The sequence below is a fragment of the Streptomyces sp. GL_148 genome, from assembly GCF_057834205.1.
Genome location: NZ_CM174396.1, coordinates 4,247,461 through 4,271,288 on the forward strand (window position 1 = coordinate 4,247,461; position 23,828 = coordinate 4,271,288).

The window sequence follows — 23,828 nt, forward strand, 5'->3', positions numbered from 1 at the left end:
GACTCTATCAGAAGTTTTCCACCGGATTTCCCGGCTTCAGATTCCTGGATGAGGAGTCGAGGGTGCCCACTCTGAATTGCTTCTTTGGGGGCCGGCTGCCGAACTTGTCCAGTTCCAGGCAACCGTTTAACTCTACATGACACCCCCTGCACCGTCAAAATCGGCGCGACAGGTCGCCCCACTCTCCTGTAGGGCGCCGGAAGGCCGGTCTCCGCGATCACTCAGCTGGCGGTCGCCCGCTGCCGGCCACGGGTGACAGCGGTCAGTCCAGTCCAGTTCCCCACGGCCGGCCAGTTGAGACGTCACGCTCCATAGCTCATACCTTGGCAGCAGGGGTCCCTCACCCGGCTGGGGGAGAGAGAGATCACTCCGGCGGCTCACGCCACCCTCCGCCGTCGGTGCGACGTTCAGAGCATGACCAGTGTTGAACGGACGATGAAGGCGCCCCCCAGCGCCTGGTGGCAGCGATGGCCACGCTGGGTGGCCCGGGCAACGATGCTGTGGGCGGTGCTGTACGCCGGCTTCGGCCTGGCGTGCGCGCTGAGCGGGACTTCTTTGCTCCCCCACGGCGGTGGCTCATGGGCCTCCGGGCTGGGGTGGGTGGTCGTGGCGGTGGGCGTGCTGGTGACACTCGTCAGTGGGGCAGTGGTGCGGTACGGGCTGCGGCCGGAGTTACGGGTGCTGCTCTGGGTGGCCTGCGGACTTGCCGGGATCACCGCGTTCAGCCTGCTGATGGACGTGATCACGCTGATGGTCGGCCAAGGAGTGGACAGCCGAGCGTCCGCTGCGAACAAGGCCCTGGCGGCGGTCGGTGCGGTCCTGCTCGCGGCCACGGCCCGGTCCGACCGCCTGCCCGCCGGAACCGCCGTACGAGCGTCGGCCGAGGTATCGCGGCTCACCCAACTCGCTCCCTGGGCCGGGACGCTGGCCTTTGTCCCGTACGCGGCGATGAAGCTGGTCTGGGCGTCCGGCGGCACGTTCGCGGGTATCACCGGCGAGGAGATGCTCGCGGTGTCGGAGCGGAACGGCGCCTCAGGGATCTTCCTCACCCTGGAGTCCTGGGGCCTGGACCCCACCGCGCTACTGGCCGTGCTCGGCATTTTTCTGCTCTGGGGCCTGGTCCGCCCGTGGGGGCAGGTCTTTCCACGCTGGACGCTATTCCTACGCGGCCGGCGGGTGCCGCGCTGGCTCCCGCTCGCCCCGGCTCTGCTCGGCGCGGCCACGCTCGCGCCGTACGGCGTTGTGGGAGTCGGATACTTGGCCCTGGCCACAGCCGGCGCAGTGACGATGCGACGCGGCGACTTCCACTCCCCGAGCGACGCACTGCTCGTCAGCTGGATCGGGATAGCCGCCTTCGCCGTCTACGGCATCGCCCTGACCATCGCGGCCCGCTCCTACTGGCTTCGGACCCGTCCCACTGCTGGATCAGCATCAACACAGAGCGGCCGTCCGCGGCCAGGCCCTGCGTCCCCGTCACCCTGAAGCGCCCCACGAGGGGTAGGAGTCCACCTCCTCGGGGTGCAGGACACACGGCTCGGGGAGCTCGTGCTCGCACCGCAGCAGGGGTACTTCGGATGGGGAGACGAGGAAGCGCGCCGCGCGCTCGGTTTCCTCAGCCCGTCGCCACCGCAGTCGGTAACGGCGCTCCCAGAAGGGCCCGTGGGTGAACGGCAGCGGAAGAGCTGTACCAGGTCCGCGCCCTCGGGCCCGCCCACCAAGGCCGGGACGTCCCGGTGGAAGAACTGGGCGAGCCCTACGAACGGCACCGGCCCGTCGTCCCCTGCCGGTCCGGCCCCGGTAGGCGGCCAGCTCCGGGAAGACAGCTTCCACGGACACGGGTCTGGCCGGCGTGGTCCTGGTCATACACAGACGCACCCCAGCTCACATCCGGATGCGGCAGGGTCACGCCTCTGCGATAGTCCCGGGCTGTGAACAGCGCTGAGCCTGTGATGCGACGTGCGACTGACTGCGACGCGGCCGACATGGCCGCCACGTGGCTGCGTTCCTTCAGAACCGCGCTGCCGACCGTGCGTCTTGCGCAGGGCGACGACGAGGAAGTCCCGGGAAACGCAGAAAAGCCCCGCACCGAACCCTATAAGGGTTGGTGCGGGGCTTTCCCACAATGATTGTTCGGCGGCGTCCTACTCTCCCACAGGGTCCCCCCTGCAGTACCATCGGCGCTGAAAGGCTTAGCTTCCGGGTTCGGAATGTAAACCGGGCGTTTCCCTAACGCTATGACCACCGAAACACTATGAAGTTAACCAAACCGGATATGACACAGTTCGTTACTTCAGAACTAACACAGTGGACGCGAGCAACTGAGGACAAGCCCTCGGCCTATTAGTACCAGTCAGCTCCACCCGTTACCGGGCTTCCACATCTGGCCTATCAACCCAGTCGTCTACTGGGAGCCTTACCCTCTCAAGGAGGTGGGAATACTCATCTTGAAGCAGGCTTCCCGCTTAGATGCTTTCAGCGGTTATCCCTCCCGAACGTAGCCAACCAGCCATGCCCTTGGCAGGACAACTGGCACACCAGAGGTTCGTCCGTCCCGGTCCTCTCGTACTAGGGACAGCCCTTCTCAATATTCCTACGCGCACAGCGGATAGGGACCGAACTGTCTCACGACGTTCTAAACCCAGCTCGCGTACCGCTTTAATGGGCGAACAGCCCAACCCTTGGGACCGACTCCAGCCCCAGGATGCGACGAGCCGACATCGAGGTGCCAAACCATCCCGTCGATATGGACTCTTGGGGAAGATCAGCCTGTTATCCCCGGGGTACCTTTTATCCGTTGAGCGACGGCGCTTCCACAAGCCACCGCCGGATCACTAGTCCCGACTTTCGTCCCTGCTCGACCCGTCGGTCTCACAGTCAAGCTCCCTTGTGCACTTACACTCAACACCTGATTGCCAACCAGGCTGAGGGAACCTTTGGGCGCCTCCGTTACTTTTTGGGAGGCAACCGCCCCAGTTAAACTACCCATCAGACACTGTCCCTGATCCGGATCACGGACCGAGGTTAGACATCCAGCACGACCAGAGTGGTATTTCAACGACGACTCCACAACCACTGGCGTGGCCGCTTCAAAGTCTCCCACCTATCCTACACAAGCCGAACCGAACACCAATATCAAACTATAGTAAAGGTCCCGGGGTCTTTCCGTCCTGCTGCGCGAAACGAGCATCTTTACTCGTAGTGCAATTTCACCGGGCCTATGGTTGAGACAGTCGAGAAGTCGTTACGCCATTCGTGCAGGTCGGAACTTACCCGACAAGGAATTTCGCTACCTTAGGATGGTTATAGTTACCACCGCCGTTTACTGGCGCTTAAGTTCTCAGCTTCGCCACACCGAAATGTGACTAACCGGTCCCCTTAACGTTCCAGCACCGGGCAGGCGTCAGTCCGTATACATCGCCTTACGGCTTCGCACGGACCTGTGTTTTTAGTAAACAGTCGCTTCTCGCTGGTCTCTGCGGCCACCCCCAGCTCACGGAGTAAATCCGATCACCAGTGATGGCCCCCCTTCTCCCGAAGTTACGGGGGCATTTTGCCGAGTTCCTTAACCATAGTTCACCCGAACGCCTCGGTATTCTCTACCTGACCACCTGAGTCGGTTTAGGGTACGGGCCGCCATGAAACTCGCTAGAGGCTTTTCTCGACAGCATAGGATCATCCACTTCACCACAATCGGCTCGGCATCAGGTCTCAGCCTTATATGAGGGACGGATTTGCCTACCCCTCGGCCTACACCCTTACCCCGGGACTACCACCGCCCGGGCTGGACTACCTTCCTGCGTCACCCCATCGCTTACCTACTACAAGTCTGGGTCACCGGCTCCACCACTTTCCTTTCCCCGAAGGGTCCGGAACGGCTTCACGGGCTTAGCATCGCCTGATTCGATATTGGGCGTTTCAAAGCGGGTACCGGAATATCAACCGGTTGTCCATCGACTACGCCTGTCGGCCTCGCCTTAGGTCCCGACTTACCCTGGGCAGATCAGCTTGACCCAGGAACCCTTAGTCAATCGGCGCACACGTTTCTCACGTGTGTATCGCTACTCATGCCTGCATTCTCACTCGTGAACCGTCCACAACTAGCTTCCGCTGCTGCTTCACCCGGCACACGACGCTCCCCTACCCATCACAGCGGGCGTTGGCCCTATTGCTGCAATGACACGACTTCGGCGGTACGCTTGAGCCCCGCTACATTGTCGGCGCGGAATCACTTGACCAGTGAGCTATTACGCACTCTTTCAAGGGTGGCTGCTTCTAAGCCAACCTCCTGGTTGTCTCTGCGACTCCACATCCTTTCCCACTTAGCGTACGCTTAGGGGCCTTAGTCGATGCTCTGGGCTGTTTCCCTCTCGACCATGGAGCTTATCCCCCACAGTCTCACTGCCACGCTCTCACTTACCGGCATTCGGAGTTTGGCTAAGGTCAGTAACCCGGTAGGGCCCATCGCCTATCCAGTGCTCTACCTCCGGCAAGAAACACGTGACGCTGCACCTAAATGCATTTCGGGGAGAACCAGCTATCACGGAGTTTGATTGGCCTTTCACCCCTAACCACAGGTCATCCCCCAGGTTTTCAACCCTGGTGGGTTCGGTCCTCCACGAAGTCTTACCTCCGCTTCAACCTGCCCATGGCTAGATCACTCCGCTTCGGGTCTAGAGCGTGCAACTCAATCGCCCTATTCGGACTCGCTTTCGCTACGGCTTCCCCACACGGGTTAACCTCGCTACACACCGCTAACTCGCAGGCTCATTCTTCAAAAGGCACGCAGTCACGACCGTTATTCCGAAGAATAACGGCGACGCTCCCACGGCTTGTAGGCACACGGTTTCAGGTACTATTTCACTCCGCTCCCGCGGTACTTTTCACCATTCCCTCACGGTACTATCCGCTATCGGTCACCAGGGAATATTTAGGCTTAGCGGGTGGTCCCGCCAGATTCACACGGGATTTCTCGGGCCCCGTGCTACTTGGGAGATTCTTAAGCAAGCCGCTGATGTTTCGTCTACGGGGGTCTTACCCTCTACGCCGGACCTTTCGCATGTCCTTCGACTACATCAACGGTTTCTGACTCGCCGACCGGCCGGCAGACCGATCAAAAGAATTCCCACAACCCCGCATGCGCAACCCCTGCCGGGTATCACACGCATACGGTTTGGCCTCATCCGGTTTCGCTCGCCACTACTCCCGGAATCACGGTTGTTTTCTCTTCCTGCGGGTACTGAGATGTTTCACTTCCCCGCGTTCCCTCCACACTGCCTATGTGTTCAGCAGTGGGTGACAGCCCATGACGACTGCCGGGTTTCCCCATTCGGACACCCCCGGATCAAAGCTCAGTTGGCAGCTCCCCGGGGCCTATCGCGGCCTCTCACGTCCTTCATCGGTTCCTGGTGCCAAGGCATCCACCGTGCGCCCTTAAAAACTTGGCCTACAGATGCTCGCGTCCACTGTGTAGTTCTCAAGCAACGACCAGCCACCCATCACCCCACCAGACAAGCTGGCGAGTTCACTGGGGCCGGCATCACGAAGATAAAGCCTTTCGGCCGTACCCTCAGATACCCAACAACGTGCCAAGCACGATCCCCGCCACTCAAACTGTTTTCCACGCCGAAGCAGTACTTACAGAAGGTTTTGGAAACCGTGCCAACTAATCAACGTTCCACCCTGAGCTGACCGTGCAGAACGTTTGTCTGCAATCGGTACTGTGCTCCTTAGAAAGGAGGTGATCCAGCCGCACCTTCCGGTACGGCTACCTTGTTACGACTTCGTCCCAATCGCCAGTCCCACCTTCGACAGCTCCCTCCCTTACGGGTTGGGCCACCGGCTTCGGGTGTTACCGACTTTCGTGACGTGACGGGCGGTGTGTACAAGGCCCGGGAACGTATTCACCGCAGCAATGCTGATCTGCGATTACTAGCAACTCCGACTTCATGGGGTCGAGTTGCAGACCCCAATCCGAACTGAGACCGGCTTTTTGAGATTCGCTCCACCTCACGGTATCGCAGCTCATTGTACCGGCCATTGTAGCACGTGTGCAGCCCAAGACATAAGGGGCATGATGACTTGACGTCGTCCCCACCTTCCTCCGAGTTGACCCCGGCGGTCTCCTGTGAGTCCCCATCACCCCGAAGGGCATGCTGGCAACACAGGACAAGGGTTGCGCTCGTTGCGGGACTTAACCCAACATCTCACGACACGAGCTGACGACAGCCATGCACCACCTGTATACCGACCACAAGGGGGGCACTATCTCTAATGCTTTCCGGTATATGTCAAGCCTTGGTAAGGTTCTTCGCGTTGCGTCGAATTAAGCCACATGCTCCGCTGCTTGTGCGGGCCCCCGTCAATTCCTTTGAGTTTTAGCCTTGCGGCCGTACTCCCCAGGCGGGGAACTTAATGCGTTAGCTGCGGCACCGACGACGTGGAATGTCGCCAACACCTAGTTCCCAACGTTTACGGCGTGGACTACCAGGGTATCTAATCCTGTTCGCTCCCCACGCTTTCGCTCCTCAGCGTCAGTAATGGCCCAGAGATCCGCCTTCGCCACCGGTGTTCCTCCTGATATCTGCGCATTTCACCGCTACACCAGGAATTCCGATCTCCCCTACCACACTCTAGCTAGCCCGTATCGAATGCAGACCCGAGGTTAAGCCTCGGGCTTTCACATCCGACGTGACAAGCCGCCTACGAGCTCTTTACGCCCAATAATTCCGGACAACGCTTGCGCCCTACGTATTACCGCGGCTGCTGGCACGTAGTTAGCCGGCGCTTCTTCTGCAGGTACCGTCACTTTCGCTTCTTCCCTGCTGAAAGAGGTTTACAACCCGAAGGCCGTCATCCCTCACGCGGCGTCGCTGCATCAGGCTTTCGCCCATTGTGCAATATTCCCCACTGCTGCCTCCCGTAGGAGTCTGGGCCGTGTCTCAGTCCCAGTGTGGCCGGTCGCCCTCTCAGGCCGGCTACCCGTCGTCGCCTTGGTGGGCCATTACCCCACCAACAAGCTGATAGGCCGCGGGCTCATCCTTCACCGCCGGAGCTTTTAACCCCCGCCCATGCAGGCAGGAGTGTTATCCGGTATTAGACCCCGTTTCCAGGGCTTGTCCCAGAGTGAAGGGCAGATTGCCCACGTGTTACTCACCCGTTCGCCACTAATCCACCCCGAAGGGCTTCATCGTTCGACTTGCATGTGTTAAGCACGCCGCCAGCGTTCGTCCTGAGCCAGGATCAAACTCTCCATGAATGTTTACCGGTTATCCGGTGCACACGCACTTAGAGCGGGACAGTCATGTCGGAATAAGACCGACCGTCCACTGCGTCCTCGCTGTGTAATTGCCTGCAAGTATCAGGGCCGAAGCCGCGACCTCACAGGTCTTTTTCAAAGGAACCTCATCCACCGAAATGGACGGGGTATCAACTTTTTGGCGTTGATTTTTGGCACGCTGTTGAGTTCTCAAGGAACGGACGCTTCCTTTGTACTCACCCTCTCGGGCTTTCCTCCGGGCTTTCGTTCTGTTCTTGCGTTTCCGACTCTATCAGAGTCTGTCTCGCTTGTTTTCCGCCTTCCAGGTCTTCGCTTTCGCGTTTCCCTTTCCGGCGAGTTCGACTCTATCAGATCCTTTCGGGCCTGACTCCCAGTCAACGGGGTTTGTCGTTCGGGCTGTTGGGCCCTTCCGACTCCCGAACTCTAGTGGATTTCCCAGGCGATTCATAATCGGCCTTCGAGAATGAATTCGGGCATGCCGAATGCGTTCCCAGTGGGAGATCGTGCTGAGTTGGGTGCCGCAACGAGGCGGCGGGATTTGTTGTCTCCGAAACCTTTCGGCTCAGGGACAACTCGAAGAACCTTACGGATCCGCGGGGCCCACGTCAACCCCAGGATTGGGGCCGGGGCACTAGGCGGTCAGTGCGGGGACTGGAGGTCCTCTACGCGGTCCAGGAGGCGGGTGAGCATGTCGCCCAGTACGCCTCGCTCCGCCGTGCTGAGGTCCTGAAGGAGGTCCTCCTCGAAGACCGTCGCCGCGCGCATCGCGTCCAGCCACTTGCTGCGGCCCTCCGCGGTGAGCTCCACGATCACGCGGACGCGGTTGTTCTCGTCCCGCTCGCGCGTGACCAGTCCTTCCGCCGTCATGCGGTCGATCCGGTGGGTCATCGCCGCCGGCGTGAGGCCCAGCTGCTTCGCGAGCTCGCTCGGGCCCATCCGGTACGGGGCTCTGGAGAGGACCAGGGCCTTGAGAACCTCCCACTCCGCGTTGCTGATGCCCAGGGCCGCCGTCTGGCGGCCGTACGCGACGTTCATGCGGCGGTTCAGGCGGCTGAGGGCCGATACGACCTTCTCGACCTGGGGGTCGAGGTCCTGGAACTCGCGCTGATAGACGGCGATCTGTTCGTCGAGGCTCGGCTCGTGGACGGGCGCAGTGCCGTCGGGGGTGTCACCCATGGGTCGAAGTATGGCACGGGGTCGTTGGCATCTAACTCCTTCGGTGTGTAGTGTTAAGGATCGAACTTTAGGTATGAAGTCTTCAAGCTTCAGCAATCAAGGTGGTGAGAAGTGACCAAGGTGATGGGCGCTGCGATGCGGAGGATCCAGGCCGGGAACGCGTTGACCGCGTTCGGTATCGGCTTCACGGTTCCGTTCCTCTACGTCTACGCGGCGAAGGTGCGAGAACTGGACCCCATGTGGGCGACGGGAACGTTCATGGCGTTCGCCCTCGGTGCGCTTCTCGCGCTGCCCTTCACCGGGCGGGTGATCGACCGGCGCGGTCCGGTCCCCGTCGTCATCGGTGCGGCCGTCGTCGCCTCGTTCGGCGCACTGTCGCTCGGGCTCTCCACGGGCGTGGTCGCGATCCTGCTCTCCGCACTCGCGCTGGGTGCCGGCCAGGCCGTCATGCAGCCCGCGCTGGCCACGATGATCGTGCGGTGCTCCACCCCGTCCACCCGGACCCGTGCCTTCGCCCTCCAGTTCTTCATGCAGAACCTGGGTCTGGGCATCGGCGGGCTGATCGGCGGGCTCATCGTCGACGAGAGCCGTCCCGGCAGCTTCACCCTGCTCTTCAGCATCGAGGCCGTGATGTTCCTCGTGCTGGCCGGGGTCATCGCCACCGTGCGGATGCCTCAGGTGCCGGCCATCAGCACCGCGCTGGCCAAGGACGCCGCTCAAACGGGCGGCGGCTGGAAGCGGCTGATGGAGCACAAGGCGATGGTGCAGTTCTGCATCCTCGGCTTCGTCCTCTTCTTCGCTTGCTACGGACAGTTCGAGTCGGGTCTCGCCGCCTTCGGTACGGAGGCCGCCGGGATCTCCCCGTCCACGCTCGGTTTCGCGCTCGCCGCCAACACCGGTGCGATCGTGCTCGCCCAGTTCGTCGTGCTGCGGCTGGTGGAGAACCACCGCCGGTCCCGCGTGATCGCGCTCGTCGGTCTGCTCTGGACCGTGGCGTGGATCATCGCCGCGTTCTCCGGGCTGGGGCACGGCAGCACGGTCATGGCCGCCGCCGCGTTCGTGACCACGTACGCCCTCTTCGGCATCGGCGAGGCCATGCTGTCGCCGACGCTGGCGCCGCTGGTGGCCGACCTGGCGCCGGAGGGGTCCGTGGGCCAGTACAACTCGGCCTTCGCGCTGGTCAAGCAGATGGCTCTGGCGCTCGGACCGCTCGGTGTGCCGCTGGCCGCGGGGGTGCCGATGCTCTACATCGGGATCTTCGTCCTGGTCTCGCTCGGCATCGCCGGGCTGGCGCTGCGGCTCGGCAAGCAGCTGACGCCCGTGCAGGACAATCCGTCGCTGGCCGGCAGCACCGTCGTGGTGAAGCGCGTGAAGGGCGCCGAGCGCGTGAAGGATGCCGAGCGGGTGCCCGCGTAGGGGTAGTGACGTAGGAGGAGACAGAGAAGGCCCCGGTCCGGTGGACCGGGGCCTTCTTCGTGTGTGGCTACGGGGCCTTGTCGGGGAGGGCGAACTCGCACCAGACGGCCTTGCCGCCGCCCGGCGTGCGGCGGGAGCCCCAGGCCGAGGCGATGGTGGCGACGATGGAGATGCCGCGGCCGGTCTCGTCGGCCGGTTCGGCGCGGCGGCGGCGCGGGAGGTGGTCGTCCCCGTCGGTGACTTCGATGATCAGCCGGCGGTCGGTGCGGCGCAGCCGCAGGCGCATGGGCGGGGTGCCGTGCTGGAGGGAGTTCGCGACCAGTTCGCTCGCGGCCAGGACTCCGAGGTCGCACAGCTCCACCGGGAAGCGCCAGGAGGCGAGGACGCCCTGGGCGAAGGCGCGGGCGCGCGGGGCGGCCTCGACGCCGCCGAGGAGTTCCAGGGCGGCGTTGTGGAAGAGCTCGGCGTCGGCGCCGGTGCGGGCGGGCTGCTGGAGGACCATCACGGCGACGTCGTCGTCGTGGTCGGCGTCGACCCCGAGGGCCCGCATCAGGCGGTCGCAGATGACGGCGGGGGTGCCCTGGGCGCCTGAGAGGGCGCGCTCCAGGGCGGCGACGCCCTCGTCGATGTCCTCGCCGCGGCGCTCGACCAGGCCGTCGGTGTAGAGGACGGCGGTGGAGCCGGGGCCCAGCGCGATGGTGCCCAAGGTGTGCAGCCAGCCGCCGGTGCCGAGCGGCGGGCCCGTGGGGTCGGCGGCGCGGCGGACGGTGCCGTCCTCGTCGCGGACGAGGATCGGGAGGTGGCCGGCGGAGGCGTACGCGAGGAGGCCCTCGTTGGGGTCGTGGACGGCGTAGACGCAGGTGGCGATCTGGCTGGCGTCGATCTCGGCGGCCAGTCCGTCGAGGAGCTGCAGTACCTCGTGGGGCGGCAGGTCGAGGCGGGCGTACGCGCGGACCGCGGTGCGGAGCTGGCCCATGACGGCGGCGGCGCGGACGCCGCGGCCCATGACGTCGCCGATGACGAGGGCCGTGCGGCCGGCGCCGAGGGTGATGACGTCGTACCAGTCGCCGCCGACGGCGGCTTCGGTGCCGCCGGGCTGGTAGGTGGCGGCGACGCGCAGGTCGTCGGGCTGTTCGAGCTCCTGGGGGAGGAGGGAGCGCTGGAGGGTGACGGCGGCCTCGCGCTGGCGGCGCTCGCTGGCGCGCAGCCGCTCGACGGCTTCGGCGTGGTCGGTGACGTCGGCGAGGTGGATCAGGACGCCGGTGCCGGTGTGGGCTTCCGCTTCGCCGTCGGATGCTGCGGTGCCGGTGTGGGCGTGGGCGGTGGCCCCGTCGGCGTCGGCCTTGGTCTTGGGGAACTCGATGGGGGTGCAGGTGACCGTGTACGAGCTGGTGCCGCCGGGTGCGGTGCGGTTCTTGGCCGTACGGGGCTTGCCGCTGCGCTGGACCTGGTCGAGGAGCGGGAGCAGGCCGAGCTCGCCGAGCTCGGGGAGGGCCAGGTGCGCGGGGGCGCCGGGGGCGCGGGCACCGAAGCCGGCGGTGTAGGCGTCGTTGACGTAGGCGACGCGGTGGTCGGGGCCGTGCACGAGGGCGACGAGGGCCGGGAGGCGGTCGAGGACGTCGCGTACGGGGAGCTCGTCGAGGGAGGGCGCGGGCGTCCCCGTACCGTCGGCGGCGGCCGGGGCGCAGGCGGCGCCGTGGGCGGAACCGGTGCCGCGGACCGTGGGGTCGGCGGGGCAGCCGTCGGGGCCGGTCGCGGAATGGCCGGCGGCGCCGCGGGCGGCCGGGACCGAGCCCTCGCCCCGTTTGGCCTGGGCGGCGGCGTGTTCGGACCGGGCGGCGGCGCGACGCTGCGTTCCGGGGAACCGGGCGCTCCAGCGCGTGAAGTTCACTGCGTTCAAGCCTCGTGGTGTCGCTCGTGGTCGCTGTGTCACTCGGTGGCGATCGGGTGGCACTCGGATGTCACGCTGATGTCACTCTGTGCAGGTGTGAGCCCACCTATGGTCACACGTCCAGTGTGGCCGACGGGACTGACAGATCAGCCCTCGCTCTTCTTCGGAGGGTCCTTGGGGCCTCCGCCCGCCGCGAGTTCGAATTCTGCTCTGGGGTGTTCGAGGGATCCCAGCGAGACGATCTCACGCTTGAAGAGGCCGGAGAGCGTCCACTCGGCGAGCACGCGCGTCTTGCGGTTCAGGGTCGGGACGCGGCTGAGGTGGTAGGCGCGGTGCATGAGCCAGGCCGGGTAGCCCTTGAGCTTGCGGCCGTAGACGTGGGCGACGCCCTTGTGGAGTCCGAGGGAGGCCACGGATCCCGCGTACTTGTGGGCGTACTCGGTGAGGAGTCCGCCGCGCAGGGACGCGACGAGGTTGTCGGCGAGGACCTTGGCCTGGCGGACGGCGTGCTGGGCGTTGGGGGCGCAGGGGACGCCCTTCTCCGCGGCCGTGATGTCGGGGACGGAGGCGGCGTCACCGGCGGCCCAGGCGTGCTCGACGCCTTCGACGGTGAGGAAGGAGGTGCAGGCGAGGCGGCCGCGGTCGGTCTTGGGCAGGTCGCTGGCGGCGAGGATCGGGTGCGGTTTGACGCCGGCGGTCCACACGACGGTGCGGGTGGGGAAGCGGGCGCCGTCGCTGAGGACGGCGACCCGGTTCTCGCAGGATTCGAGCCGGGTCTCCAGGCGCAGGTCGATGCCGCGGCGGCGCAGTTCGCGGATCGTGTACGTGCCCATCTCGGGGCCGACCTCGGGGAGGATCCGGTCGCTGGCCTCGACCAGCACCCACTTCATGTCCTCGGGCTTGACGTTGTGGTAGTAGCGGGCGGCGTAGCGGGCCATGTCCTCCAGCTCGCCGAGCGCCTCGACGCCGGCGTAGCCGCCGCCGACGAACACGAAGGTGAGGGCGGCGTCGCGCAGGGCGGGATCGCGGGTGGAGGAGGCGATGTCCATCTGTTCGATGACGTGATTGCGCAGGCCGATGGCCTCTTCCACCGTCTTGAATCCGATGGCGTATTCGGCGAGTCCCGGAATGGGGAGCGTGCGCGAGACGGAGCCGGGGGCGAGGACCAGTTCGTCGTACTCGATCTCCACGGGGCCCGCGCCCTCCTCGTCGGTGGCGAGGGTGGTGACGGTCGCGGTCCGGGCGGCGTGGTCGATGTGGCGGGCCTCGCCGATGACGATGCGGCACTTCGGCAGGACGCGGCGCAGCGGGACCACGACGTGGCGCGGGGAAATGGAGCCGGCGGCCGCCTCCGGGAGGAAGGGCTGGTACGTCATGTACGGCTCCGGAGTGACCACCGTGATCTCGGCCTCGTCGGCTCTCAGCTTTCGCTGGAGCCGGAGCGCCGTGTACATGCCTACGTAGCCGCCGCCGACGATGAGGATCCGCGTACGGGGCGGGGTACCGGGGGCCGTGCCCCGGGAGTTAGCAGCCTTCACCGTCCCATGACGCAACGTGGCCGGGAGTTTGTCCACAGGCCTGACAAATTGTGTGACCGGAGTGGACGGCGGGGCGAGGTTGTCAGGGGGTGTGGATGGAGGGGGAAGTACGCAGGTCAGACGGTACGGAATGAGCGATTCTGGGGGCTTCGAACGGAAAATTGAGGGTGAATGCTCCGATCGGGCGGTGGTCCGTCCGGGGCTGCCTCTTCTGAATTGACTCTGGCTCAACTATGTTCGTAACTCGTCGAGGAGTAGGACCAGGGCCCTCATGACCGTGGCCCCCCTCGACATGAAGGCGGGGAGTGTCTCCGGGGGGAGACAAATGATTACCGGGGGATACATATGCACATTTCCGATTTCCATGCTTCTGCCACCGCTCTGTCGTCGGCCGCTTCCGCGACCGACAACCATGGGCGGCTGATGGCCGGCGGCGCCACCACACACGGCGTGGGCCGCTCCACGCCGCTGCGCGTCGACGCACAGCGCAACCTCGAACACGTACTTCGCGCCGCCCGCGAGGTCTTCGGCGAGCTCGGCTACGGGGCTCCCATGGAGGACGTCGCACGACGCGCGCGGGTGGGTGTCGGCACCGTGTACCGACGGTTCCCGAGCAAGGACGTCCTGGTCCGGCGGATAGCCGAGGAGGAGACCTCGCGACTGACCGAGCAGGCCCGCACCGCGCTCGGCCAGGAGGAAGAGCCGTGGCAGGCGCTGTCGCGCTTCCTGCGCACCTCCGTCGCCTCGGGCGCCGGGCGGCTGCTGCCTCCGCAGGTACTGCGGGTCGCCGAGCCCGGTGAGGACGGCGCCGACGGGGCGGACGGCGAGGCCGCACGGGTTCCGCACCAGCGTCAGGTCGTCGCGGCCGGCGGTGCGCCCGACCTGCGGGTCGTCGGCGCTGCGCGGACCGGCCTGGACGACGAGCCTTCGGAGGACGCGGGCGCGGGCGAGCTGCTGGAGGTCGTCGGCCGCCTCGTCGACCGGGCCCGGGAAGCCGGTGCGCTGCGCGCCGATGTCACGGTGGCCGATGTGCTGCTGGTGATAGCGACGGCCGCGCCCGCGCTGCCGGACGCGGCGCAGCAGGCGGCGGCTTCCGCACGGCTGCTCGACATCCTGCTCGAAGGGCTGCGGTCCCGGACGGCGTAGTCGGGGGGCATCTCAGGCCGGAGGCGTCTCAGGCCGACTCCGGTCTGAGGTGGCCCGGGTCGGGGGGGGCGTCTCAGGTCCGGGGCGTCTCAGGCCGGCTCGGGTCTGAGGCGGCGCAGGTCGGAGGGCTCGATTGGTCGGCGGGCGTCAACCGGCTCCTTCCTGGGGGTTCTCGCTCGAACGGGTGAGGCTCCGTACGGCGATTCGTCGGGGCTTGCCCGGATGAGTGGAAGGTGTGGAGACCGGTTCGGCGCGTGCCCGCCGTGTGACACGCTGGATCGGTGTACCGGTTGAGTGTGTCCTGCGAGGGCTTCCGCGATGAGCGTTGACGGGCGGGAAGAGCCACACGGTGGCGCCGGAGGCGAGGTCGAGGCGGGCAGCCTGCCCGCGCGGCAGGTCCCGGCGCAGCGCGAACCGGGCGGTCGGCACGCCGCCGGGGTGACCGGGGAACTCCCGCCTTCCGACGGGGACTTGATCGCCCGGATGCGCGGGGGTGACGACGGAGCCTACGAGGAACTGTTCCGCCGCCACTCCGATGCCGTGCGGCGCTATGCCCGTACCTGCTGCCGCGACGGGCACACCGCCGACGACCTGACGGCCGAGGTGTTCGCACGGACGCTCCAGGCCGTACGGGGCGGGGCGGGTCCGGACCAGTCGGTGCGCGCCTACCTGCTCACCACCGTGCGCCGGGTCGCCGCCGCCTGGGCGAAAACGGCCAAGCGGGAGCATCTGGTCGAGGACTTCGCGCTGTTCGCGGAGCAGGCTTCGGGGTCCGGCGACGGCACGGTCGGGCTGCCCGTTCGAACAGGCGACGACACCCTCGAACTCGGCGCCGATGTGCGCGCCATGCACGAGGCCGAGCAGACCCTCGCGATGCAGGCCTTCCGGAGCCTGCCCGAGCGGTGGCAGGCCGTGCTCTGGCACACCACCGTCGAGGAGGCCTCGCCGAGCGCGATCGCCCCGCTCTTCGGGCTGAGCGCGAACGCCACCGCGGTCCTGGCCAGCCGGGCCCGCGAGGGCCTCAAGCAGGCGTACCTCCAGGCCCATGTGAGCACCGCGCTGAGTTCCGGCGGGGACTGCGCCCGGTACGCCGACCGGCTGGGGGCCTATGCCCGCGGGGGCTTGCGGATGCGGGCCGAGCGGGGACTGCGCAAGCACCTCGAGGAGTGCGCCCGGTGCCGGCTCGCCGCCGGGGAGCTCAAGGACGTCAACGCGGGCATTCCCGCGCTGCTGCCGGTCGCCGTCATCGGGTGGTTCGCCGCCGGGTACGCGGCCAAGGCGGCCGGAGTGGTGGCCGGCGGAGCCGTCGCCGCGGGTGGCGCCGGGGCTGCTGCCGCAGCCGCGGGCGGGTCCACGGCTGGTGCCGGGGCCGCCGGGGCCGGGGCTGCGGGTGGTGCCGCCGGTGGCGCTGCCGGTGGAGGCGGGGCCGGTGGGGTCGGCGGAGCCGTGGCTTCCGAGGGGCTGGGGTTGCCCGCCAAGGCGGCCATCGCCGCCGGGGTCGTGGTGGCCGCGGCCGCCGGGGTGGTGTTCGCGCTGGCCGGTGACGACGCCGCTCCGTCCGTCCGCGCGAACCCGGCTCCGGGCGTGGCCGTGCCGGTGCCGCGGAGTCCGGCCCCCGCCGCGCCGGAGCCCGGCCCGTCTCAGGCGCAGCCGCCGGCGGCACGGGAATCCGTACCGCCCCCGAAGAAGCGGACGCCCCCGCCGCCGGTTGCGGCCGTGCCGGCGCCCTCGCGGAGCCCGGAGCGGCCCTCGCCCACTCCGAGTCCCAGCCGGACCCCGAGTCCGAAGCCGAGCCCCACGCCGAGTCCCGTACCGCCGCCCAAGCCGACGCCTCCCAAACCTTCGCCGCAGGCACCGCAGGGGTTCCGGCTCTCCTCACTGGGCCAGTCCGCCTACGGGAACCACGACGGCCCCGAGATCGAGACCTGGCGCAGCAGCTGGGTGTGGCAGCGCTGGGGGCCCGTGATCGGCGGACAGCGCTTCGCGCACGGGATCACCGTCGCCTCCCGTTCCTCCGTGGAGATCACCCTCAACCGCAGGTGCGTCAGCTTCTCCGCGCGAGCCGGTGTGGACGGCATGTCACTGCTCACGAACGGCACGGTCCGCTTCTCCGTGTACGCGGACGGGCAGCGGCTGTGGCAGTCCCGGGCCCTGGGCTACGAGGACCCGGCGGCGGACGTCTCCGTCTCGCTCTCCGGGCACAAGACGCTGCGCCTGGTCGTGGAGCGCGCCGGTGGCGGCCGCCTGCCGACCCTGGCGACCTGGGCCGACTCCGTCATCAGCTGCCGCTGAGGGCCGTCGCCTCCGGAGCGGGCCGGTCAGGTCCCGGCCGCTCAGGGGCGAACGGCCGAGACGGCCTAGGTCAGGACAGGGCCGGGCGGCGGAGGGGGACTCCGGTGGGGACGGCTCTGCGGCGGGGGGTGGAGGTGCCGGTCCAGCAGGTGCCCCGGCGGGCCAGGAGGCGGCCCAGCCACAGTTCCATCGAGACGAGCTCGGCGAGGCCGTCGAGCGGGACCGGGCGGCCGTCCGCCGCGTCGAGGAGGGCCTGGCGGACGACCCGGGCTTCGATCAGGCCCGCGTCCGCCAGGAGCGGGGACGCGAAGAGGGCCAGGAGTCGCGGGAGGGCCGCGCGCAGTCCCAGACGGGTCGCCGATTCGTTCGGGGCGTGAGCCGTCGCGCCCCACCCCGGGGGGAGGTCCCGGACCCCGGCCGAGGACAGGACCCCGCGCAGGACCGCCGCCCGGGCGCCGGGTTGCACGCGGAGGGATTCGGGCAGGGCCCGGGCGGCCCGTACGACCTGGTTGTCCAGGAACGGGGCGTGCAGCCGCTGGCTGCGGACCTCCACTGCCTGCTCGAAGACCCGGTGGTCGGCGGCGTGCCGGGCCAGGACGGCGCGGGCCCGTGCCTCCCCGGGGCGCAGCGAGAGCGGGGGGCGGCCCGCGGCGGCGGTGAGGCGGATCGATACCTCGGCCAGGGCCTCGCCCGTGAGCCAGGCCGCCGCCGGGCCCGGCCGGGACCAGGTCAGGGCCGCGAGCGAGGCGTCCACCGGGGAGAGGGGGCCCGCGGCCGGGACTCCGTCGCGCAGGCGGGACGCCGCGGCCTCCATGCCGGCGCGGTAGGGCGTACGGGCCAGGCGGCGGGCCGCCGAGTACACGGTGAGGGGGACGAGGAGGGAGTCGCCGGTCGACGGGGACGAGCGGGCGAGGGCCCAGGTGGGCCGGAGCAGGTCGCGTCGGCGGCGGTCGAGCAGGAGGTCGGCCAGCCGGGCGGGGTGGGCGTCGAGGACCTGGCGGGCGCCGTGGCCGGTGAAGTGGTCCGCCGAGCCGGCCGCTAGGCGGCGCCGCTCGCGGGCGGCGAAGACCAGGGAGGGGCCCGGTTCGTCGGTCAGCGGGCCGTCGAGGTCGGCGTACGGGAGGGCTTCCTCGGCGGCGGCCACGACCACGTGGTGCAGGCGGGGGTCGGCCGCGATGGCGTGGGCCCGTTCCAGTTCGGGTTCGCGGCCCTGGGGCGTGGCCAGGTCGTTGAAGGTGACGGCGAGGAGGCGTTCCCCGGTGCGGCCGAGGAGGGTGCCGGGTGCGCCCGGGAGGCCGGCCGCGAGCAGGGCGAGGGTCGCGGAGGCGCTGCCTCCGGAGAGGTCCGCGCCGACTCCGGGGACGGGCGCGGGTGCGCCGCGTGCGGCCCGCCGGTCGGCCGGGCCCATTCCGGGGACGGGTCCGGGGTCATGGGGCAGCGTCTCGGGGGCATGCCGCGGAGCCGTGAGCCGGGCGCGCACCGCGTCGACCAAAGCTTCCCGTACGCCCTCCACCGCGAGCTCGGGGTCGGCCGTGGGGGCGGCCACCGCGAGGGAGGCCACCGGCTCGTACCCGGTGATCTCCCGCGAGCCCTCGCGCAGGATCAGCGCGTGGCCGGGCGGGATGCGGCGTACGCCGACGTACGGTGTGCCGTCGCCCAGCGCCTCCGGGCTGTCGGGGCAGGCCAGCAGGGCGGCGAGATGGCCGATGTCGAGCTGCGCCTCGATCAGGTCGGCGAGCGGGAGGGCGGCGGTGGCGTACGCGGTCCCGCTCGCCCAGGGCGTGTAGAAGACGGGGCGGGCGCCGGCCAGGTCGCCGACGACCGTGATGCGGCGGCCGGCCTGGACGACGGCGGTGTAGCTGCCGGGCCATTGGGTGAGGTGGCGCAGCGCGCCGCCGCGGGCGGCGTAGAGCGCGCGGCGCAGTTCCTCGTCGGTGGCGCCGCAGCAGCCGAGGACGGCGAGGCGGTTGAAGGGGTCCGCGGGATCGGCGGTGAGGGTGCGGATCTCGTCCGGGCGCCAGTCGCCGACGGCCCACAGGGGGTCGGGATCGCCCCAGAGGAGCTGGGCGCCGACGGGGACCACGGTGCGGTCGGCGGCGGCGGCGCCCGGTTCGTCGGGGTGGCCGGCGTCGGCGAGGCCGCCGCGGACCGGGCCGTCGCCCCATCCGTCGGGGCCGGCGCCGTGCCCGGAGCCGTAGGCGTGCCCGGAGCCGTAGCCCCCGGCCGATCCGTAGCCCGCACCGGAGCCGTAGCCGGACCCGTGGCCCGAGCCGTATCCGCCCTGGTCCGAGGCGTGCGCAGCACCGTGCCCCGCGACCCGTCCGGCCGTGCCGAAGCTCGCGGCGATACTGCTCCACCCCACCAACCAGCGCACCGCCGCCTCCCCAGCCCGTGGGCACCTGACCGGGGTGCGAACCGCGCGGCCGGCGCTCTGCGCGCGGGCCGGAGGGACCCCGGGTGGCTCGGGGTCCATGCTGCCACGAGACAGGCGTGCGGGAGTGGGTAAGGGGGGCGCACGTATAAACGAACACGCCCCGGCCATGCGGTATTTGGCGTTCCGTTCCGACCGCCCCATAGGTCGGTTTCGGCCATTCTTCAGCCGTACTGAGAGCCCTGCGCTGAGCCTGCGCGCAGCCCCGCGGGTCCGCCTCCCGGACCGCGGAGCGCGGTCCGGGAGGCGGGATCCACCCCCCGGACCATTCCGCCACCCGCGGGGATTGAGGCAGCGGCATCCCCCGGCCCGCCCGGTCCACGCGGCGGCCCGACCCACGCACCGCACATCGAAGCGCCGGGCCCCCGCAGCGGCCAGAGCGCACGGGCGGGCGCACGGCCACACGGGTGGAGCACGCGCTGACACGTGCGCCCCGGCCCCGGGCCCCCGCCCGACTGTGCATACGGACAACAATCCCGCCATACGGAACAGCGGGCCTTAACGCTTGGGAGGCGGGGAACTACGCTGGGTTTACGAAATGCCGGGCGCCTATGCCCCGGCGGCGTCTGCGTTCCGCGTGTGACGAGGGGTGGCGCATGTCCAGGGAGCTCCGCGAGCCCAATGAGAAGCTCGGCGCCGTCCTCGCCCTCGCGGGCATCAGCAACGCCGGGCTGGCCCGGCGGGTCAACGACCTCGGCGCTCAGCGCGGTCTGACCCTCCGCTACGACAAGACGTCGGTGGCCCGGTGGGTGTCGAAGGGGATGGTGCCGCAGGGCGCCGCCCCGCACCTGATCGCGGCCGCCATCGGCGCGAAGCTCGGCCGGCCCGTGCCGCTGCACGAGATCGGGCTCGCGGACGCCGACCCGGCGCCCGAGGTGGGGCTGGCCTTCCCGCGCGACGTCGGCGCCGCCGTGCGCTCGGCCACCGACCTCTACCGGCTCGACCTCGCCGGCCGGCGCGGGGGTGGCGGGATCTGGCAGTCGCTCGCCGGATCCTTCTCGGTGTCGGCGTACGCGACGCCGGCCTCGCGCTGGCTGATATCTCCTGCCGACAGCTCGGTGGCACGCGAACCGGTGGCACGCGAGCTGGTGGCACGCGAACCGGTGGGTCGCGACGCGGTGGCACGCAACGCGGTGGCGCGCGAAGCGGTGCCGGGCGCGGCCCCGCCGGAAGGCCTTCCGGCGCCGCCCGGCGCCCATGTCGGGGGTGTGCCCGCCCAGCCGTCGCGTGAAACGCCACCGGCGCCCGCTCCGGCCGCGCCCGATGCCGGGGGCCCGCAGCGCGTGGGCCACAGCGACGTGACCAAGCTGCGCGAAGCCGCCGAGGACGCCCGCCGCTGGGACTCCAAGTACGGGGGCGGCGACTGGCGTTCCTCGATGGTCCCCGAATGCCTGCGGGTGGACGCGGCGCCGCTGCTGCTCGGCTCCTACACCGACGAGGTGGGCCGCGCGCTCTTCGGCGCCACCGCCGAACTGACCCGGCTGGCCGGCTGGATGGCCTTCGACACCGGACAGCAGGAGGCCGCCCAGCGCTACTACATCCAGGCGCTGCGCCTGGCCCGCGCCGCAGCGGACGTACCGCTCGGCGGGTACGTGCTGGCGTCGATGTCCCTGCAGGCCACCTATCGGGACTTCCCGGACGAGGGCGTGGACCTCGCGCAGGCCGCCGTCGAGCGCAACCGGGGCCTGGCCACCGCGCGGACGATGAGCTTCTTCCGCCTCGTCGAGGCCCGTGCGCACGCGAAGGCAGGCGATTCGGCGGCCGCCGGGGCCGCGCTGCGCGCCTCCGAGGGCTGGCTGGAACGGGCCCGGGACGGCGACGCCGATCCGACCTGGCTGGGCTTCTACTCGTACGACCGCTTCGCGGCGGACGCGGCCGAGTGCTATCGGGACCTCAAACTCCCGCGCCAGGTAAGGCGTTTCACGGAACAGGCACTGTCCCGGCCGACGGAGGAGTACGTACGATCACACGGGCTGCGGCTCGTCGTGAGCGCGGTGGCCGAGCTGGAGTCGGGAAACCTCGACGCGGCGTGCGCGGCGGGGACCCGTGCGGTGGAGGTCGCGGGGCGGATCTCGTCGGCGCGGACGACGGAGTACGTACGGGACCTGCTGCACCGGCTGGAACCGTACGGGGACGAACCGCGCGTCGCCGAACTGCGCGAGCGGGCCAGGCCTCTGCTGGTAACCCCGGCATAGGCCCCGCGTGGCCTCGTTGTCAGTGGCGGGGTGCACTATGCAGGGGTGGGAGGTGTCAGTGTGGGCGGCGGCGTGGGCGGCATGAGCAGACTGGGCAGGCTGGACTGCGACGTGCTGGTGATCGGCGGCGGGATCGTCGGCCTGTCGACGGCGCATGCCCTCGCGGGGCTCGCTCCGGGGACCCGGGTGGTCGTCCTGGAGAAGGAGGACGGCCCCGCCCGGCACCAGACGGGGCGCAACAGCGGTGTGATCCACAGCGGGATCTACTACAAGCCGGGCTCGCTCAAGGCGCGCTTCGCGGTGCGCGGTGCGGCCGAGATGGTCAAGTTCTGCGCGGAGCACGGCATCCCGCACGAGGTGACGGGCAAGCTCATCGTCGCCACCGAGCGGGACGAGCTGCCGCGGCTGCACGCGCTCGTGCAGCGGGGCCGGGAGAACGGCATCCCGGTGCGGGAGCTGGGGCCGACGCAGATCGCGGAGTACGAGCCCGAAGTGCGCGGGCTCGCGGCGATCCACGTCGGGACCACGGGGATCGTGGACTACGGGCGGGTCGCCCAGCAGCTCGCGGAGTCCTCGGGGGCGGAGATCGTCTACGGCGGGGCGGTGGATCTGATCTCGCGGCGGGCGTCGGGCGTGGCGGTGCGGACCAGCGGCGGGCTGGTCGTGCGCGCGCGGGTGCTCGTGAACTGCGCGGGGCTGCAGTGCGATCGGATCGCACGGCTGGCCGGGGACGACCCGGGGATGCGGATCCTGCCGTTCCGGGGCGAGTACTACGACCTGGCCCGGCCCGAGCTGGTGCGCGGGCTGGTCTATCCGGTGCCGGACCCGGCGTTCCCCTTCCTCGGCGTCCACCTGACCCGGGGCATCGCAGGCGGGGTCCACGTCGGGCCGAACGCGGTGCCGGCGCTGGCCCGCGAGGGGTACGGCTGGGGCGTGGTCGGGCCGCGGGACCTCGCGGACGAGCTGGCCTGGCCGGGATCCTGGCGGATGGCCGCGCGGCACTGGCGGTACGGAGCGGGTGAGGTACGGCGGTCGCTGTCGAAGGCGGCGTTCGTCGAGGCGGTACGCAGGCTGCTGCCGGCGGTGCGCGGGGAGGATCTGGTGCCCGCGGCGGCGGGGGTGCGGGCGCAGGCCGTGCTGCGGGACGGGACGCTGGTGGACGACTTCCTGATCCGGGAGGGGGAGCGGGCGGTGCACGTGCTGAATGCGCCTTCGCCTGCGGCTACGGCTTCGCTGCCGATCGGGCGGGAGATCGCCGGGCGGGCCCTCAAGGCCCTGCGGGCGGCGTAGGCCTCTCTCGGGCGGCCCGGGCCCGGTTTCCCCGCTGCGCGGGCTGCGCCTGCGGGCGGGCGGCCCTGCGGGGCGAAGCCCCCTACCCGCCCTTCCACCATCCCCCAGACTCCGTCCGGGGGGACCCCCAGCAGGGCTCCGCCCTGACCCGCAACGACCCGGGGCTCCGCCCCAGACCCCGCGCCCCAGACCCCGCGCCCCAGACCCCGCGCCTCACACGCCGGCGAGGCCGGGTGTGCCCCGACCCGGTCAACGGCGCCGCACGGGACACGAACGGCCGCGTCGGCGGGGCGCGCGTAGAATCCGGGGATTGTGTCTGAGTCTCTGAGTCCCCAGAATCCCGCCGCCGAGCCCGCGCCGGAGGCGACCTCCAGCTACGTGCCCCCGAAGTGGCGTACCGAGCCGCGGTTTCCCGACGGGCCCGCTCCCGATCCGGCCGGGTCGCACCACGAGCGGCGGATCCGGAGCTTCCAGCCCCGTCGCAGCCGGGTGACCACCGGGCAGGGCGAAGCCCTGAAGCGGCTCTGGAGGACCTGGGGGCTCGACATCGACGGGCACGACGTGATCGATCTGAAGGAAATGTTCGACGGGCTTCCCGTCGTGCTGGAGATCGGCTTCGGCATGGGCGAGGCCACCGCGCAGATGGCCGCCGCCGACCCGGGCACCGGGATCCTCGCCGCCGACGTGCACACGCCCGGGCAGGGGAATCTGCTCGCTCTCGCCGAGCGGGGCGGGATGACCAATGTCCGCGTCGCGAACGGCGACGCCATCATCCTGCTCCGCGAGATGCTGCCCCCGGACTCCCTCGCCGGGCTCCGCGTGTACTTCCCGGACCCCTGGCCCAAGGCCCGCCACCACAAGCGGCGCCTGATCCAGCCCGAGTTCCTCGCGCTGGCCGCCACCCGCATGGCGCCCGGGGCGATCCTGCACTGCGCGACCGACTGGGAGCCGTACGCCGAGCAGATGCTCGAAGTGCTGAGCGCCCAGCCCGAGTTCGAGAACACGCAGGCGGACGGCGGTTACGCACCCCGGCCCGACTTCCGGCCGCTCACCCGCTTCGAGGGCCAGGGCCTCGACAAGGGGCACGTCGTACACGATCTGCTGTTCCGGCGTACGGGTATCGCCGAGAACTGAGCACATCACTCCACGTGTCGGGTCCGCTCGGTAGAGTCACCGT

At 69.2% G+C, this 23,828-nt stretch carries 11 protein-coding genes and 3 rRNA genes; 7 read left to right on the forward strand and 7 right to left on the reverse strand.

The window, feature by feature from the left end; translation table 11 throughout:
* Positions 1-414 precede the first annotated feature (414 nt).
* Positions 415-1,482 (forward strand): hypothetical protein, encoded by a 1,068-nt coding sequence (locus AC3IYI_RS19540; RefSeq protein ID WP_489411385.1) that lies wholly within the window; start codon positions 415-417, stop codon positions 1,480-1,482.
* Between the two features lie 646 nt (positions 1,483-2,128).
* Here AC3IYI_RS19540 and rrf read toward each other — a convergent pair.
* The 4 genes from rrf to AC3IYI_RS19560 form a co-directional block, all read right to left on the reverse strand.
* A 5S ribosomal RNA gene (gene rrf / locus AC3IYI_RS19545) occupies positions 2,129-2,246 on the reverse strand.
* 74 nt (positions 2,247-2,320) lie between these two features.
* Positions 2,321-5,444, reverse strand: a 23S ribosomal RNA gene (locus tag AC3IYI_RS19550).
* 286 nt (positions 5,445-5,730) lie between these two features.
* Positions 5,731-7,255: ribosomal RNA gene (locus AC3IYI_RS19555) — 16S ribosomal RNA — on the reverse strand.
* The 16S, 23S and 5S rRNA genes sit together here, the layout of an rRNA operon.
* 660 nt (positions 7,256-7,915) lie before the next feature.
* Positions 7,916-8,452 carry a MarR family winged helix-turn-helix transcriptional regulator gene (locus tag AC3IYI_RS19560; RefSeq protein ID WP_489411386.1) on the reverse strand — a complete coding sequence of 179 codons (537 nt, stop codon included), beginning with the start codon at positions 8,450-8,452 and terminating at the stop codon, positions 7,916-7,918.
* 123 nt (positions 8,453-8,575) lie between these two features.
* Between AC3IYI_RS19560 and AC3IYI_RS19565 the strand changes: the two genes are divergently transcribed.
* Positions 8,576-9,868: an MFS transporter gene (locus AC3IYI_RS19565; RefSeq protein ID WP_489411588.1), complete on the forward strand. Its 1,293-nt coding sequence runs from the start codon at positions 8,576-8,578 to the stop codon at positions 9,866-9,868.
* 67 nt (positions 9,869-9,935) lie between these two features.
* On the opposite strand, the gene AC3IYI_RS19570 is transcribed toward AC3IYI_RS19565, so the two are convergent.
* A complete protein-coding gene (locus AC3IYI_RS19570) occupies positions 9,936-11,759 on the reverse strand; it encodes an ATP-binding SpoIIE family protein phosphatase (protein WP_489411589.1) in 1,824 nt (607 codons plus the stop codon).
* 146 nt (positions 11,760-11,905) lie between these two features.
* Entirely contained in the window at positions 11,906-13,213 is a 1,308-nt protein-coding gene (locus AC3IYI_RS19575) for an NAD(P)/FAD-dependent oxidoreductase (RefSeq protein WP_489411590.1), read from the reverse strand.
* Positions 13,214-13,642: 429 nt separating this feature from the next.
* On the opposite strand from AC3IYI_RS19575, the gene AC3IYI_RS19580 reads away from it, so the two are divergent.
* Both AC3IYI_RS19580 and AC3IYI_RS19585 read left to right on the forward strand, forming a co-directional pair.
* Complete coding sequence (locus AC3IYI_RS19580; protein ID WP_489411387.1) at positions 13,643-14,443, forward strand: TetR/AcrR family transcriptional regulator; 801 nt, start codon at positions 13,643-13,645, stop codon at positions 14,441-14,443.
* A 318-nt stretch (positions 14,444-14,761) separates the two neighbouring features.
* Positions 14,762-16,735, forward strand: a complete 1,974-nt coding sequence (locus AC3IYI_RS19585) for a sigma-70 family RNA polymerase sigma factor (RefSeq protein WP_489411388.1) — start codon at positions 14,762-14,764, stop codon at positions 16,733-16,735.
* A 70-nt stretch (positions 16,736-16,805) separates the two neighbouring features.
* Here AC3IYI_RS19585 and AC3IYI_RS19590 read toward each other — a convergent pair whose 3' ends face one another.
* Positions 16,806-19,109: an asparagine synthase-related protein gene (locus AC3IYI_RS19590; RefSeq protein WP_489411389.1), complete on the reverse strand. Its 2,304-nt coding sequence runs from the start codon at positions 19,107-19,109 to the stop codon at positions 16,806-16,808.
* A gap of 653 nt (positions 19,110-19,762) precedes the next feature.
* Between AC3IYI_RS19590 and AC3IYI_RS19595 the strand changes: the two genes are divergently transcribed.
* The 3 genes from AC3IYI_RS19595 to trmB all read left to right on the forward strand — a co-directional run bounded on the left by AC3IYI_RS19595 (position 19,763) and on the right by trmB (position 23,785).
* Positions 19,763-21,361: an NsdA family TPR-like regulatory protein gene (locus tag AC3IYI_RS19595; RefSeq protein ID WP_489411390.1), complete on the forward strand. Its 1,599-nt coding sequence runs from the start codon at positions 19,763-19,765 to the stop codon at positions 21,359-21,361.
* An 81-nt stretch (positions 21,362-21,442) separates the two neighbouring features.
* Complete coding sequence (gene lhgO / locus AC3IYI_RS19600) at positions 21,443-22,651, forward strand: L-2-hydroxyglutarate oxidase (RefSeq protein ID WP_489411591.1); 1,209 nt, start codon at positions 21,443-21,445, stop codon at positions 22,649-22,651.
* A gap of 312 nt (positions 22,652-22,963) precedes the next feature.
* Positions 22,964-23,785 carry a tRNA (guanosine(46)-N7)-methyltransferase TrmB gene (gene trmB, locus AC3IYI_RS19605; protein WP_489411391.1) on the forward strand — a complete coding sequence of 274 codons (822 nt, stop codon included), beginning with the start codon at positions 22,964-22,966 and terminating at the stop codon, positions 23,783-23,785.
* Positions 23,786-23,828: the final 43 nt, after the last annotated feature.

Coding starts and splice junctions, on each gene's coding strand:
- AC3IYI_RS19580 (WP_489411387.1), top strand. CDS start 13,643: ATGCACATTTCCGATTTCCATGCTTCTGCCACCGCTCTGTCGTCGGCC.
- AC3IYI_RS19560 (WP_489411386.1), bottom strand. CDS start 8,452: ATGGGTGACACCCCCGACGGCACTGCGCCCGTCCACGAGCCGAGCCTC.
- AC3IYI_RS19575 (WP_489411590.1), bottom strand. CDS start 13,213: ATGTACACGGCGCTCCGGCTCCAGCGAAAGCTGAGAGCCGACGAGGCC.
- lhgO (WP_489411591.1), top strand. CDS start 21,443: ATGAGCAGACTGGGCAGGCTGGACTGCGACGTGCTGGTGATCGGCGGC.
- AC3IYI_RS19585 (WP_489411388.1), top strand. CDS start 14,762: ATGAGCGTTGACGGGCGGGAAGAGCCACACGGTGGCGCCGGAGGCGAG.
- AC3IYI_RS19595 (WP_489411390.1), top strand. CDS start 19,763: ATGTCCAGGGAGCTCCGCGAGCCCAATGAGAAGCTCGGCGCCGTCCTC.
- AC3IYI_RS19540 (WP_489411385.1), top strand. CDS start 415: ATGACCAGTGTTGAACGGACGATGAAGGCGCCCCCCAGCGCCTGGTGG.
- AC3IYI_RS19565 (WP_489411588.1), top strand. CDS start 8,576: ATGGGCGCTGCGATGCGGAGGATCCAGGCCGGGAACGCGTTGACCGCG.